Source organism: Candidatus Pseudomonas adelgestsugas, from assembly GCF_004124255.1.
Taxonomy (GTDB): Bacteria; Pseudomonadota; Gammaproteobacteria; order Pseudomonadales; family Pseudomonadaceae; genus Aquipseudomonas; species Aquipseudomonas adelgestsugas.
Genome location: NZ_CP026512.1, coordinates 1,417,204 through 1,432,595 on the forward strand (window position 1 = coordinate 1,417,204; position 15,392 = coordinate 1,432,595).

A 15,392-nucleotide genomic window follows, 5' to 3' on the forward strand; every position below is an offset into this window, starting at 1 on the left:
TGATTATCAAAGGGTGTAACTAAATTACTTTTAAACTATCAACAAGTACCGCTTCACGCAGAGGCTATCTTGAACTTATTTATTATTCTTGGTAAAAAGATCGAATATAGATCTAGACTATTTCAACAAAGATAATTATTGATTAGCATACGCTAAATATGGTATAAGATTACCTTATGCCATAGTAAAATTTACTGTGTCGAACAAATTTGTTAAAATAATCATTTAACCTATAATAGCTAACAAAGCTCTCTTATTTATTTTTGTTGTGTTTATCAGACGCACCTATCGGTGCGCGCTCGATAGAGCGTAAACATTCTAATATGAGCGTGATTTTTTGTTATTGCAATCCACTAAAATCTAAAGCACGATAGTGATATTGATATGGTCTCTTATATCACAAATATCATCCATGATAGCATGGCAGTGTCTACCTTGGACAGCTGCGCTAATCATCTCAAATAATCTTGCAGTTCTTTAAAAGGAACTTTTTTGTAGGCTAGAAAACACTCTGGCTGAGTATTTTTATTAAAAATTAGCCAAATACTGCACCACAGTTAATCAGCATATAAGAGCACAGAAACATTCAATGTACTCTACAAAAAAACGTCACCACACAAAAAGTAATAAAATACAGTTACTAACGCATGCTTACTTGTGATGATAAACACACATCAAGCTGAAAAAAGTGATACTTATTTTTATGCTTTTATTTAGATTAAGAGTAGCTGGCAGACCTTTTATCCATAATAGCAATTATTAGTACATAACTCATCAAGCCAACTTGACCATTTAACTAAGGTACAACATTTTATAGACCATTAAGTAAAAGTTTGCATACTATACACTTATGGTATGCGCATTAACTTTTTTAGATTATATATTAAAGCACGTAGTCACGACTGAGGCTGGCACAATATTATGCTAGCCACAATGTGCAAAATTGACATAAGTCTCTAACTGTGGCTAGCCAACAGCTGATGCGCCAATAATAGCTTGATCTAGGTATTTATCCATGATTTTACCATGCAAATAATTTTGCTGAATCTAGCTTACTAACTATCAAATGAATAACCCATAGAGACTTTGGTCTATACTGGCTACTAATAGTATCACAGCTAGTGAATATGTCAGTTTTTTATCGGTCTACTGATAGTATGTATACATCTTGATCAAGCGTGGTCCCATCAATTTATTAAATGGCTTGATAATTTCATCTTTACTGGCAACTTCGATACTATCCATTATAACACGATAACCAGGAGGTACCTTTGCTTTTGCAGTTCATAGTACACTTTTAGCCAAGACTAAAGCTAAGCTAGCGCTTCGGCGGCAATGCTATCTTTATTGATAATATTGCCGATTTTGGCAACTTGAAATATAAGCAGCTCCATTTCAAAATGGTTTAAGACTCATTGGTTGAGTAATCACTCACTGAAAGATATTCCAATGGCACTTATCATAGATTAATGAATTGCTAGTTAATCGGCCAGATTAGTCACTTTGTTTTTGTATGCTTTATTTTTTATGAATTATCTATAAAACCAGTATTTTATATAATCTTACTAGGAAAATTAAAGTCACCAGTATTCGCTAATGTTTGACGATGTGTATTACTACTAAAAGTAAGATCTTAAATAACTCGCCATGCGCCCCTAGACAAAACCGTTTGTAAGAGTTCTATGCTGCTTGATGACTAGTACTCAGAATAATGTTCTGGATAAGTTATCTGTATGCATAATAGCTAGTTATTTAAGCAACTAGCGGCGGAATAATATGCGCGCATAGGGTGTAAGCTTAAAAAATACTATTTTTAGCTGAATTACCCTAGAACGCACCATAGCCGTCTAACCAGAACTCAGTATCTTTGACGAGTAACTCATTAACCCAGTACATCGTCATCTATCAAAGCTTACAACATTTGTTATTAGATAGCTACCGTATCGCTCTGTCGCTGCTGCTTGTAGACAACATCTTGATGCAATTGCCGTAACTAAACATAATAGGTAGACGTACAACTGCTCGATGACTTTACTACACTAAAACACTAGGCAATATGGACAATCTAGTTATTATTAAGATAACATAGAAGACTGTGTCTGACTCAAAAATTAGTCAATCATATGTCAACATCAGATAGGTAAACCACCTAATCAAAACTGCTTATTTCTAGATAAAATGCACGCCAGGATATTGGGTGCAAATAGAAAATCTTACGCAGCAAGTTTTTTAATTAGCCCAGAGCACCACAAGCGACAGCTAAACATAAACCGTAATTTAAGCAACCGTATCACCATCAATAGGGAGCAGCACACCATAATCATCGGGCAAACCTTGCCGATTACAAGATCAGCAATAGATAAACTATTTATGACTAGTAAGTATCAGCCTTACGGACAATAACATCCAGCCATAGCCAGGGAGGCGTTAAGTAATTAAGAGGGCTAGATCAATATTATAACGCTTCAAATTATCAGTGCATTACATAGCACCGCCGTAGTTAATACGAAGCAGTAACGATGATACTTGACTATTAATTAAACACTTTAACGTAGTTGGTGATTAAATAGCTGCAGCGCAGTTTAACTAGTACTTGATGCGAAATAACAACCATTCTAACCACTATGCCAGGCATAACTGCATAGGATGTTATATCGTACATGCTACACCTACCAAGCAGCGATCAAGTTTAACAATAGATCTGTACTGACGAGGCTTTAGCTGCCGTGATCTACGTCGAAGATTATATTGTACTTGATAAACTAAGCGATACATCTTTAGCACTAGTTTTAAGTTCTATAATGATAACCTAAAACTTTACAGTCACTGAACATACCATCAACCCAGCGATGCTGTGTAAGATTTCAAAAAAAGTAGCGCAACGCCTAGAGGTGAATCAAATAGCACCTAAACAACTGGAAAACTATATCGCGTTTTTATTGTAATAGCTTTGATGGCAATTCAGACTATTTATTCAGCGGCTAAACTGAAAGTATATTAACACACTTATACAGTACTAAATCAAAATACCGGAAAGTGCTAAATACGCCTTTCCCTTAGCCGCTTGGTCTGTACATAAATAAATGGCTGTAGCAAACGTAATAAGGTCCGTCAACAGAATTGGTTTACTATGTGTGATATTTGGTTAGGTACATAGAGTGTCTGCTTGTTAAATAGTGTTTTACGGCTTGATCGCAACTAGTGATTCGAAGCTCGCTATTGACTAAAAGCGTCATGGTTAGATATGTCGTATCATAATTCACTAGAAATTTAAGTTTTAAAAAATAATAATACAGTAGCGTTAGATGTATATGTTCCTTAGCGGCTGAGCCGCCTTCTAAATAATCAGGCTTAGCACAAGAAGCAATAAGATTCAATAGCATTTTGCTATTAATGCTGGCGTCACTGTACAAATATTAATGATCACTAAAACATTCAGCACAAAAATTATTTAACTGATCAGACAGTGAAATAGAGCCTATGATGTCACTTTTAGTAATGAGAAGCATGTACGTATAGAATATACAGAATGTATAGAGTGTTAATCTATCACCTATTGGTTATGGATTATTTTAGACACCAACAACGGTGCGCTGCGGCGCTATGAATCAATAAGTCTTAATGCCGACCTTCAGCATACAATGCTGGCACAAAGCAGTAAGATCAGCCGATCTCTACCATCTTTTTTAGCTGAAGACGCTTATCTAGATCTGAATGCTGTTTAAGCTAGGAGAGTATTTGGTCTTAGCTGATTGCTTTATCTTGAGACAAAACGCTACACTTACGCCTAATAATGCTGTTGCGCGTTTCGTAAATAAGCACAACAAACACAGTTTCGTATAGGCTTAGTCTTTCGGTAGGCTAGTTTTTTTGGAAACCGCATAGCGATGGTTGCGCTAATAGGCATTAACGTCCATATGGTAGGCGTCATAATTAACGTAAGTAGGCAACCGTGTCGACATAATACAACATAGCAACAATCATTAACCGGTAGAACCATCAGAGAATGACATATTCACTAGCGTATTAGATTATATAAGCGTCTCGCTAATCCGGTAGGTTACCTTTAAATTAATTAAAAACTACACCATCATGATTACGCAGAGGAAAGTAAATCAGTCTAAGTGTTACGAACAGAAAGGCTATTAATAATAGTAGGCATTGTACGTAACATACTAATTTATAGTAACTTTTAGTCTTTCTAGTAACTCATAACGGAGTATCATTTTTATTTTTCGCATAACTTTAAAAAAGTATACACTCAAAAGCAGATGCTGCATTTTTTACAGAAAAATATAGCTCAACATGTTTAAACGAAACATGTAAATTGTTTAAAATTTTGTATTTCTAGGCCTGCTTAATTGAGCTACACAACCAATAAAAATAAACTTTATCAATAATAAAGTTACTTTTGTATTCACCTAACATAGCTCTACTAATTGTTCGCGTCTAAATGGCCTAATTATATTTAGCCGTACACAAAATAGCAACAGCCAGAAAGTGAAGAACTTGATCTGCTATGAGCAGATGCATACACCTAACCAATTAATTTTAGTTATCGGTACTATTCGCAACGACTTCGCCATACAAACCATTTATTTACCATACATATAATGTAGATAAAGTATTGCTATAACTTTAAAAGTAATACAAGTTTAGCTAATCTCCTAAAATGATTGACCCTCTTAGGTCAATCATAAAATATCCGGCTCATGCAAGTATGAGAGGCTGTACCTCTCAGACTAGGACGCCATCTAAAAAGTCATCAGCAAATCAAATAGCGTATCACACGACCTTATCTGAACTGCTTATTATTGTCTCTTATTTTATAGTAAATTCCATATCACCTATTAAATAACTGCTATCGACAAGTAATATACATACTATATTAAATAGACATAACATCATATAGTGCTAGCTATCAGCTGTATCTTACCGATGCAGCGCTCTAGCCGGAATTATTAATAAGTTTTTTCTTACAGTATACACCTATAAATATTAAACCAGGCAAATAATAAATAACCCACCTTCTCTTATGCAATAAAGAAAAGTAATTCATTGTCAGCATCATAGCGTTAACTAGAGAAGCCTGCGCATAGTTTAATTTTATTTACAAGTAAGTCGCTTGATACGCTGAGCGCATATACCAAATCTTAAGCCTAAGGCATCAATATATAATCAGTATACAAAAGATACGCTCAACGTCGCTGACGTTCTTTTCACTTCGGTTGAAATGCAAAGCGCTCAAACCGTATATTTTACTCAGCCAAAGTCAAGACACTTTCATCGAAATACATCTCACTCTTATTCATCGTATACTGTGTGAGAAGGCGCAATAAACTGATCACATAACTCATTACATAGTTTTTTTAATGTGTTTCTTGCAGTCGAAGGCTAATGATAACAGTAGCAGCTAAAGCAGCGACGCTAGCAATATTGAAAGTTAAAGTCGGCCCCAACAGATTCCAGCTGTAGCCAGAGTACAGCGCACCTAAAGCGCTGCCAGTGCCAGCTAACGCTGCATACAGCGCTTGACCCTGACCTTGTTGTCTTGAACCAAAACTGAGCTGTACAAAGGCGATGGCTGCTGCATGAAAACTAGCAAACGTAACAGCATGCATTATTTGTGCCAGCAACAATACCCAGAAGATTTCGGCAAATGAACCAAGCAACAACCAGCGGATTGCTGCCAACAAGAAACTGGCCAGCAGCACCAGCTGTACTGAAAGCCGAGCAAGGATACGGCTCATAGCTAGGAACATTAGTACTTCCGCCACAACACCTAGCGCCCAGAGCATACCAATCACGCCACGACTATAACCAAAATGTTTCAAATACAAAGTGAGGAACGTATAATATGGGCCGTGGCTCATTTGCATTAATGCTACACAGGCATAAAACGTCAGTACGCCATGGCTACGTAATTGCTTAAGGAAGCTATCACCAGTAAAATGATTGCCATGGATAACTGGTTGCGCATTAGGCACCCACAGGCTAGCGCCGACAATACCAGTCATCATAACTACTACCACTACCGGGTAAATATCTAAGCTTAACCAGTCAAACAGACTACCAATAATCACAACAGTAAATATAAAACCAACAGAACCCCATAAGCGGATCTGACTGTAACAAGCTGTTTGCATTTGCAGGTGTGCTAGGGTAATAACTTCAAACTGCGGCAACACCGCATGCCAAAAAAACGCATGTAGCGCCATCACCATAGCCAGCCAAGCATAAGTCTTGTTAATAAATATTAATGAAAAACTCGCTAGGGTGCACACTGCGCCAAAGCGCACGATAGCTAGATGCCAGCCAGTATAATCGCTTAGCCATCCCCATAAGCTTGGCGCTACGCAACGCATTAGCATAGGGATGGCTAATAGTTCACCGATACGAGCGCTAGAAAACCCAAGATAATCAAAGTACAGCGCAAGGAATGGCGCTGTCGCTCCGAGTAAAGCAAAGTAAAATAAATAAAAGCTGGAAAGACGCCAGTACGGGAGAGCTATCACGGTTAACCATTCATAGTTGACCTAGCACTGGTGTGCTCACACTTACATTAGCATTTTGCCCACGGTTACGCAGCAAGTGGTCCATTAAGACAATAGCCATCATTGCCTCGGCAATTGATGTAGCTCGGATACCTGCGCATGGATCATGACGACCTTTAGTAATTACATCAACCGGATTACCGTGTACATCGATCGAACGGCCTGGGGTGGTAATACTTGACGTAGCCTTAAGCGCCAGATGTGCAACAATTGGCTGACCTGAGGAAATACCGCCAAGGATGCCGCCAGCGTTATTGCTAAGAAATCCTTGCGGAGTCATTTCATCGCGATGCTCAGTGCCGCGCTGGGCTACACAAGCAAAACCAGCGCCGATTTCTAATCCTTTTACTGCATTTATACTCATCAGCGCATGCGCAAGCTCGGCGTCAAGGCGATCAAAGATCGGCTCGCCAAGGCCAGGTTTAACACCTTCAGCGACTACGGTAATCTTCGCACCAACAGAATCCTGGTCGCGGCGCAACTGATCCATGTAAGCCTCTAGTTCTGGTACCTTGTCTGGATCTGGGCTAAAAAAGGCATTATTATTGACGCTACTCCAGGTCTTGAAGGGAATTTCAATCTGGCCTAATTGGCTCATATAGCCACGGATCAAAATACCTTCGATAGCCAAGTATTTCTTGGCGATAGCACCGGCAGCTACGCGCATTGCAGTTTCACGTGCCGAGCTGCGACCACCGCCACGGTAGTCACGTTCACCGTATTTGTGGTGGTAGGTATAGTCAGCATGAGCTGGACGAAATATGTCCTTGATTGCCGAGTAGTCCTTAGGCTTTTGATCGGTATTACGAATCAAGAGACCTATAGCACAACCAGTAGTACGACCATCGAATACACCAGAGAAAATCTCAACTTTATCTGGTTCTTGACGCTGAGTGGCGTGGCGACTGACGCCTGGCTTTCGCCGGTCGAGGTCACACTGCAAGTCTTCCAGAGATAACTCTAGGCCTGGCGGACAGCCGTCAACAATGGCAGCTAACGCCTGGCCATGGCTTTCGCCAGTAATGGTGACAGTGAATAGCTTACCAAAAGTATTGCCAGACATACGTGGCGCTCCATGAAATCAGTTAAATCAACTAAGCATTAATAACTTAAAACTGCCAGTATACGTAGGCTAATTGATTAATTTATTTTTTAAAACCTTAACGATAGACGCCAACCAAACTAAACATAAACTAATGATGGCAAGGTAATATTGCGAACTTTGCTTATCATCTTTAACATTATTTTCCAACCTATATTTGAGGTCTATCGTCGTACTGCAACGACCGATTAACTTAAACACTAAGCATTGATGAACTGGCTGGCTAATCGTTATTACTAGAATCCAAGGAATCTTAAGAATTTCTACTTATAGCGCTGATCATTGACGACTCAGATCTTGCCGACCTCAATGATAATAGTGTGCACTATGACACCCTCAAGCGTTTAGCCTTAGGTGTTAACAAAGTTATAATAGAGCAAGTATGAGTGATAACAAGAATCACGTGGCCGCCCACATAATCGCTGCTATGAATAGCACAACTCAACCTTTACCACACTTTAACTCAACTCAGACCATGGCTATTTTCCTGCACACTAACGACTAGTGCTGCTTAGAAGGCCGCAAATAATTAGCCAATTATCTGCCGGCTGCTCTTTACATAGCAATACAATCTTTAGATGTTTTAAAACTGCTTCAGTGACTACTGATATAACACGCCAGCTGGAGAGTGTTTTGCTACACTATATAAACCTTATCTAAATTAGCATTTAGTTGTGTTGACTCATTAGTCGCCTTAGTTAAGTTGAAGATATTGATGTAGACTGTCTAGAGCAGCAACGATATCCAAATAAATTTAGTAAATGCTCAACAATTAAGAATAACTAAACCAAACATGCAATTGACTGCAGTAGAAAGCAAAAAACCATGTCATGCCTAAACAGCTAAAGTATTTAAATAAATAACTAAAGTTCTACAGCGACTTCAAATGACTCCTCGCTGCTGATGAGTGAGGCCAACGCCTTGTGCGCTTTATAAACGAAATTCAACCATATTCAGCGACTATTTACGTCTGGCTCTCAAGTAGAACAGCTAAATAAATCAAGCATTGACAGCAAAAAGACTATCAACTGTAGTGTAGCTTGAAAAAAATCACACCGTACAGCTACTACAGTAGCTGTACTTAAGTCCGCCGTTAGCGTCACGGTTAAAACAAATAAAATCATTGAGACAGGAAGTGCTGCTATGAGCGCTGCCCAGTCATATAATGCGTTGTGTAAGCTAAAATGGTCACATTGACGTATAGATAGCACGGATATCACTACACTATAATGCACCAAACACAGCCAAGAGCATGAACCTTTAACGCTATTTATAAGATCGAGAGTTTGGTAGCCTACTCCAATGCGCACATTTAATAAAGCAAAGCACAAGTCAATCAAAGTTAACAAAGTGTTAAATAGTTATAATGGCGGTAAGGTATAGCTCGTGGATATTCTTAAAGCCGCACAAATACTGTAACAGGCTAAGCGAAAACTGCGTAACGCAGAAAGTCAAGTTGCACAAAAATAGGAAAGGTTGCTAAGTTTCAAGGCGAGTTACAACTAGTTCTCGTGTTACCATTGTTTATCTATTAACCTTTTTAAGGTGTGTTTAGTATTGGGTTATTGATCTGAATTGCGATATTTTAGCAGCTAGTTAGCTTGCAATCAAAAATATATAAACTAACTTCTTTATTTAATTGAGCTAAACCAGCGCAGCAAACATAGCCTGATGCTCCTTACACTGTTCAGCAGTCAACATAAGCACGCCGTAACCACCATGCTGGAAGTCTAGCCAGGTGAAATCAACTGCATGGTATAACGCCTCGACGCGCATTTGACTATTGCCAACTTCAACAATCAACAAACCTTTCTCGGTTAGGTGATCAGCTGCCTCAGCTAATATGCGTCGTACGAGGTTTAGACCATCATCACCACAAGCCAAGCCAAGTTTTGGCTCGTGGTGGTATTCGTCTGGCATTTTAGCGAAGTCTTCAGCATCTACATACGGAGGATTAGATACAATCAAATCAAAATGCTGACCAGACATGCCGTCAAAGCCATCGCTCTGTACTGTGCAACAACGCTCATAGACGCCATGGCGCTCAATATTCTGATTGGCTACTTCCAAAGCCTCGAAGGATAGGTCACCTAACACTACTTCAGCATCCTGGAACTTGTAGGCACAAGCAATACCTATACAACCAGAGCCAGTGCAAAGGTCGAGAATGCGTGCCGGTAACCGAGCTAGCCATGGTTCGAAATAGTTTGCGATCAATTCACCAATCGGTGATCGCGGAATCAATACGCGCTCATCAACTATAAACGACATGCCGCAGAACCAAGCTTCCTTTAACAGGTAAGCGATTGGCACGCGCTCGTTAATACGACGATACAGCAAGCCTTGTAAGTGGGAGATCTCCCTGTCTTCGAGATTACAGTCCAGATAGCTATCATCAATTTCCCAAGGTAAATGCAAGGCGCCAAGCACTAATTGCCTGGCTTCGTCCCAGGCATTATCAGTACCATGTCCAAAAAACAAGTTTTCTCTATTGAAACAGCTGACAGCCCAACGGATGTAGTCACGTAAAGTGCGCAAGCAGGATGCAATCACGGGACAAACTCCTAAAAACAACTGATAATTTGAACAGCTATAACCTGTATCAATAATGCACAAACCAACTTTAATATTCATCAAAATTAAGCAATTTTGCAATTATTATGCTAAACACACCAACTTTTTGGTATGACTAAACGTCAATAATGATATACTGCATCTATGCTATAAATTTATAGAACTACCTATGTCTAGTGAGCATTATCATAACAACTCCAGCATAGAGATACAGCATACTTGCTCTAAAGTTAATATCTTGATTTAAGAGTCGTTACCACACAGAGATCAACCTAAATTATCCGACCCTCGCTATACTCAAGGTATAGAAAGAATACTTCAATGGCTTGATTGACATATCCGATATAGACACAGAGATAAATAACGTCAAGGCAAATAAATGCAATATATTGCGTAACACTTAACGCTAGATGATGCATATGCGCCGCATAGCGCCGTCGTAAATTTCTTGACCCGAAAGAATAGCAAAACAAGCTCATCCACCATAACCTAAAACTACTCGGTGACGAAACCGGCATAGGCAAGCTTGATACCTATCGGCTTTTATAGCGTCACCATGAAAAGACACCTAGTAAGAAAACCCAGGCCCTTTAAGCTTGATCGCTGGCAGCGTCATGAGCTGCTCCAGTACAAGCACAACCATGAACGACGCCAAAAAATTAAGTTTTCGTTGCACCGCAATACAATATACCTGCACGATCAACACAATGTGATCTGCCCTGCCTAATATAAGTGACATCCTGAGTACCAAACACGCATGGCAAGCTATGATAACTATCATAGCCAACAACTTCGCCGTTCTTACGTTTGACTTAAGATTTAATGGAATAGCTTATTGGATAAACAGTATAGCCTGTTTACGGTTCTATTCATCTATAACGCTATTTTATTTAGCGCTTGTATCACTGCCGTCGGAACAACCTATTTATCTTCTAGTCATATAATCTATACCCTAGAATAGAGGAGAAACCGGAATGAAAATATACGATAGTTTTGACATTCGTCGTTTGCGCCCCAAGATCCAGAGCAACTGGCATTTACACCTGGCAGCCAGCTTTGCCGCGTTACTGGTTATTGTGGGTTTGCTATTAGCTGGAGCTGGTGGCGTAGTTGGTCTGTTTGGACATTTTCTAGCATTCAGCTTGCCGAGTGGCAACCATAGCGGCTCGGCTATTCTATTAGTGGCTGGACTTTTAGTGTTGTGGTTGGGTATATATCTGTGGCGTCGCAGTCGTCGGCGTATACACCAAGCATTGTCGCTGAATATTGCTTCGCATTTACTAAAAAAGTACAACCGATAGCGCTGAAGTAGCATTTCCTGCGTCTACATGACCGCCGTAATTTAGGTAAATTACAAACTATTTATGGAGACTGATATGCAAAATGATATTTTTTCGCTATTTTAAAACAAGCTGCACAGTGTCAAAACGATCAAGCACACCCGTATCTACATCAATAAAACTAAGGTTGACTAGGCGTTAGATCGCGATGCTACGCTAAAAGCGTACGCACTGATGTCACTTATATAGATAGTGTATCTGGCCAGTTCATCCTCGATAAAAGCTATAAAAACAAATCAGTATAGATTCACGACGGTGTAGAAAGAAAGTAAGATACATAAACTCAAAATCAGCCAGACCATATTTACAGATAGCCCAGACATGAACAGTGTAAGCATAAAGAAGACCGTAAAACCATCTGGGCTTTTTTGGCTAAAGCAATCGAATACAGAATCCATTGCGCGTGCCTTACTCGTAGCAAAGTTACACGCCTAAAATGTTTAGCATTTTCTCATAGCAAATCCGATCATGACAGTGTCAGTTGCAGTTTATGCAATAATTAAACACATAATGATGTAAAGAGCACGGCGAGCAACAAGCACTATGATCAGACTTGCAGCTATGTGTTGGCCACCGTACCCTTGAGCTTTGTGAAAATCCTACAGGTAGTTTCATGTTCCTGGAACAGAATTACACCGCGATCCTTGACCAACTCGGCGAGGACGTTTCCCGCGAAGGCCTGCTTGATACACCGAAGCGTGCCGCCAAAGCAATGCAGTATCTTTGCCGCGGCTATGAGCAGACACTCGAAGAAGTCACTAATGGTGCCTTGTTTAGTTCTGATAATAGCGAAATAGTGCTAGTCAAAGACATCGAGCTGTATTCGCTGTGCGAGCACCACTTATTGCCGTTTATCGGCAAAGCGCATGTTGCATATATCCCAAGCGGCAAAGTACTGGGCCTCTCGAAGGTTGCGCGAATTGTTGACATGTATGCTAGACGCCTACAAATCCAGGAAAACCTAAGCCGCCAAATCGCCAATGCAGTGATGCAAGTAACTGGTGCGCTAGGCGTAGCCGTAGTAATAGAAGCTAAGCACATGTGTATGATGATGCGCGGTGTAGAAAAACAGAATTCATCCATGATTACTTCGGTAATGCTGGGTGAGTTCCGCGAAAATGCAGCTACCCGCAGCGAATTTCTTAGCCTGATAAAATAACAGGCTGCGTAACCTTTTATTTCATTTATAAGATTCAGATAACTTGCAAACTCCCACATACAAGCAAATAAGAGATTTTAATATGTTTATCAAAGCACTTCGGGTGAGCCTTGGTTACGCTATTATTGCGGGTAATTTCCTTACCCTCCCAAGCAAAAAGCAGCGCTCTGTCGATCAACAAGCTAAGGTAAATACGGCCGCTAAGGAATTAACCTTATATCAATTTTACGCCTGCCCATTTTGCGTGAAAATCCGTCGCACGTTGCATCGTTTGAATATACCAGTAGCGTTGAAGGATGCGAAGAACAACTTGCAAGACCGTCAAGCCTTACTAGAGCAAGGTGGAAAGATTCAGGTGCCATGCCTACGCATCGAAGAGAATGGCCAGATTACCTGGATGTATAATTCTCAAGTAATCATTGATTATCTGGATAAACGTTTCGCGACTATCTGACAAACGCTAGAGTGCTCAACATGGAATAAAGTTCAGATCTAGCAGCACCTAACCTAAAAAACCTGCCATGAGCATTAAATGCAAACCAGAGAACTAAAGTCACTATGCAAGATCCACAGCAGTGCAAAGTTTAACGCCTGCACGTTTGGAAGTTTATAACTTTACTAAGGCATGTCCTCTAAAGGTTGAATGCTGTTACTCCATGCAAAGTAACGTTTAGCGCATACTATTTACATTTTTATGCCTATCAACTTCAGATTCTTAAGTACGATATATGGCGCTAGCCGTATCCTAGCGATAGCACCCAAACCGCCATAGGACAATTGCCTTTCGCCTATCCCAAGGTCCAAAGAATAATGACTAACTTAGCTGGCATAATTAAGTAAATGCCTAACTAGCATACTTAAGCTATAGTGTAACTTATTGATTACTCAACGATACTGTAATAATTAATAACACATGATCACACACGACGCTTTATCTAAAACATAATGCCTTTTTCACTAATATTTGCTATCACCATTAAGATCGCCTATATAACTTGGTTAGAAGCAAATAATCCAATTAAGACCTTAGTAGGAGTAAGTTGATTTGTACTGGCTTGCAACAGAATCATCCTAAGCAATGCTAATGGGCTGCAATCAGCATTGCGCCTACTGAACTATATAATTCATACCAACAATTACAGTGGTAGGCACTGTAATAAAATGAGGCTCAAGAACTTGCTAACTAACGCTAGCAAGTTCCATTATATTTATATATCTTGAATTACCTTTGCTTGCTCGTATTTTAATAAATTAAGCTAAGCAAAATAAGTCATGTGCAGTGTATTCATTTGCATTGATTAAATAGTTAAGGCCCTTGGAATTCGTGCTTGAGCTAGATGCTGCGTGCTGGTATAAATTATCTAAATAAGTTATTAGACCATGACAAAACTACTGTTGGTGAGTTAGCACAACACCATTGTGCCAACATAGTATTTTAGGCGAAGAATGTTTTGACATAACTAGACACAGTATTACTGGATAGTAAATCAAAGAACTGCTAGCCAGATACCGCTAGTATTCATGCTGCATACGAACTAATTCAGCAGCTGCAGATACCTAACTTATTCGAGTATTTCTAGAGCAACAAACTACCTAACGAGAAAAATCATATCTTAAAGAAAAATGCTTGTTACGCTGTCAAGCGTCATTGGTCTGGCCAGACCAATGACCGAGATTCGGCTAACCGGATAATATCTAGGCTGTATAGCAAAGATAACACACGTTATGGCACAACAAATAATTCCAAAGATAATCGGTCTGCAATTCAGTAAGCACCTACTTAGGCTATTGATCAATACCAGTTACTCCTAAACTTGTGCTTTATAATGTTGATTTATTTCACGACCAGGCTTATATAACAGCGTTAAACTAGTGCGATCAATTAGACTTACATCTTCAACACTCTTTTTAATGAGTACACGCAAATGTTCTGGTAATTCAAATTAGTATATCAGTTTAACTAACTGAACTAGCAAACTAGGATATAGAGAAGTTATTTATGCTGATGGCAGATTATTCTGTACAAAACATATTAAGTCTAAGCATCTAAATTTACAAAAGTGCAGACTATTTAGTAATATATCAAGACCCAGTTACGCTTGTTTTCAGCCAAACACTAACGAAAAACTTTATAAAGTGGCGCAGTGTAGTGATATTCAGTGTCGCTGCAGTACAGGTCAATTATAATTACACTACCGGAGCAATTACTGCACCACTAGATTAGACATCTGTAAGGCAAAATAAATCACTAGGCATTGTGATGATTTTATTTGACACTGATACCGAAACGCAGTGCTACAATACAGAAAAAACTAACTTCAGAAACTGTATATAGCTGGCGCAGCAAAAATCACTAACAGTAGAACCGCAACTAAAATATACGCCGCTGCGGCGGTTGATATCTTGCAGCGACAACGCATTTGCCACTGCGAACATTAGTTTGGTAGCAGTGGCATAACCAGCTTCAATCACTTGCCCTTATTTTAGGCGTCTAAGACGTGTATTATCCATACGTCCTATAGAATGTACATGACTAAAGAGGAGCTACGCTATTTTGAAGCACATAAAATATTATGTGATGATTAATTTAAAATACTGCAAAAGTTTTACACAATAAAATTCGTAAAATTTTATAATAGCTACAGCAGTATTGAGAATTAGAT

Annotated in this window: 6 protein-coding genes; 3 read left to right on the top strand and 3 right to left on the bottom strand. The window is 39.4% G+C overall.

The window, feature by feature from the left end:
- Window positions 1-5,369 precede the first annotated feature (5,369 nt).
- The 3 genes from C3B55_RS03605 to prmB all read right to left on the bottom strand — a co-directional run bounded on the left by C3B55_RS03605 (window position 5,370) and on the right by prmB (window position 10,209).
- Window positions 5,370-6,515: an MFS transporter gene (locus C3B55_RS03605; protein ID WP_129211539.1), complete on the bottom strand. Its 1,146-nt coding sequence runs from the start codon at window positions 6,513-6,515 to the stop codon at window positions 5,370-5,372.
- Between the two features lie 10 nt (window positions 6,516-6,525).
- The gene (aroC, locus tag C3B55_RS03610) at window positions 6,526-7,617 is read right to left on the bottom strand and encodes a chorismate synthase (protein ID WP_129211541.1); all 1,092 of its coding nucleotides are present in this window, start codon (window positions 7,615-7,617) and stop codon (window positions 6,526-6,528) included.
- Between the two features lie 1,683 nt (window positions 7,618-9,300).
- Window positions 9,301-10,209, bottom strand: coding sequence for a 50S ribosomal protein L3 N(5)-glutamine methyltransferase (gene prmB / locus C3B55_RS03615; RefSeq protein ID WP_129211543.1), 909 nt, complete (start codon window positions 10,207-10,209; stop codon window positions 9,301-9,303).
- Window positions 10,210-11,204: 995 nt separating this feature from the next.
- Between prmB and C3B55_RS03620 the strand changes: the two genes are divergently transcribed.
- The 3 genes from C3B55_RS03620 to C3B55_RS03630 all read left to right on the top strand — a co-directional run bounded on the left by C3B55_RS03620 (window position 11,205) and on the right by C3B55_RS03630 (window position 13,183).
- A complete protein-coding gene (locus C3B55_RS03620) occupies window positions 11,205-11,531 on the top strand; it encodes a hypothetical protein (protein ID WP_129211545.1) in 327 nt (108 codons plus the stop codon).
- 652 nt (window positions 11,532-12,183) lie between these two features.
- Complete coding sequence (gene folE, locus C3B55_RS03625) at window positions 12,184-12,729, top strand: GTP cyclohydrolase I FolE (RefSeq protein WP_129211547.1); 546 nt, start codon at window positions 12,184-12,186, stop codon at window positions 12,727-12,729.
- 82 nt (window positions 12,730-12,811) lie between these two features.
- Window positions 12,812-13,183: a glutathione S-transferase N-terminal domain-containing protein gene (locus C3B55_RS03630; RefSeq protein WP_129211549.1), complete on the top strand. Its 372-nt coding sequence runs from the start codon at window positions 12,812-12,814 to the stop codon at window positions 13,181-13,183.
- Window positions 13,184-15,392 lie beyond the last annotated feature (2,209 nt).

Excerpts from the sequence above, each read along its gene's own strand:
- aroC (WP_129211541.1), bottom strand. The coding sequence starts at position 7,617 with ATGTCTGGCAATACTTTTGGTAAGCTATTCACTGTCACCATTACTGGC.
- C3B55_RS03620 (WP_129211545.1), top strand. The coding sequence starts at position 11,205 with ATGAAAATATACGATAGTTTTGACATTCGTCGTTTGCGCCCCAAGATC.
- folE (WP_129211547.1), top strand. The coding sequence starts at position 12,184 with ATGTTCCTGGAACAGAATTACACCGCGATCCTTGACCAACTCGGCGAG.
- C3B55_RS03630 (WP_129211549.1), top strand. The coding sequence starts at position 12,812 with ATGTTTATCAAAGCACTTCGGGTGAGCCTTGGTTACGCTATTATTGCG.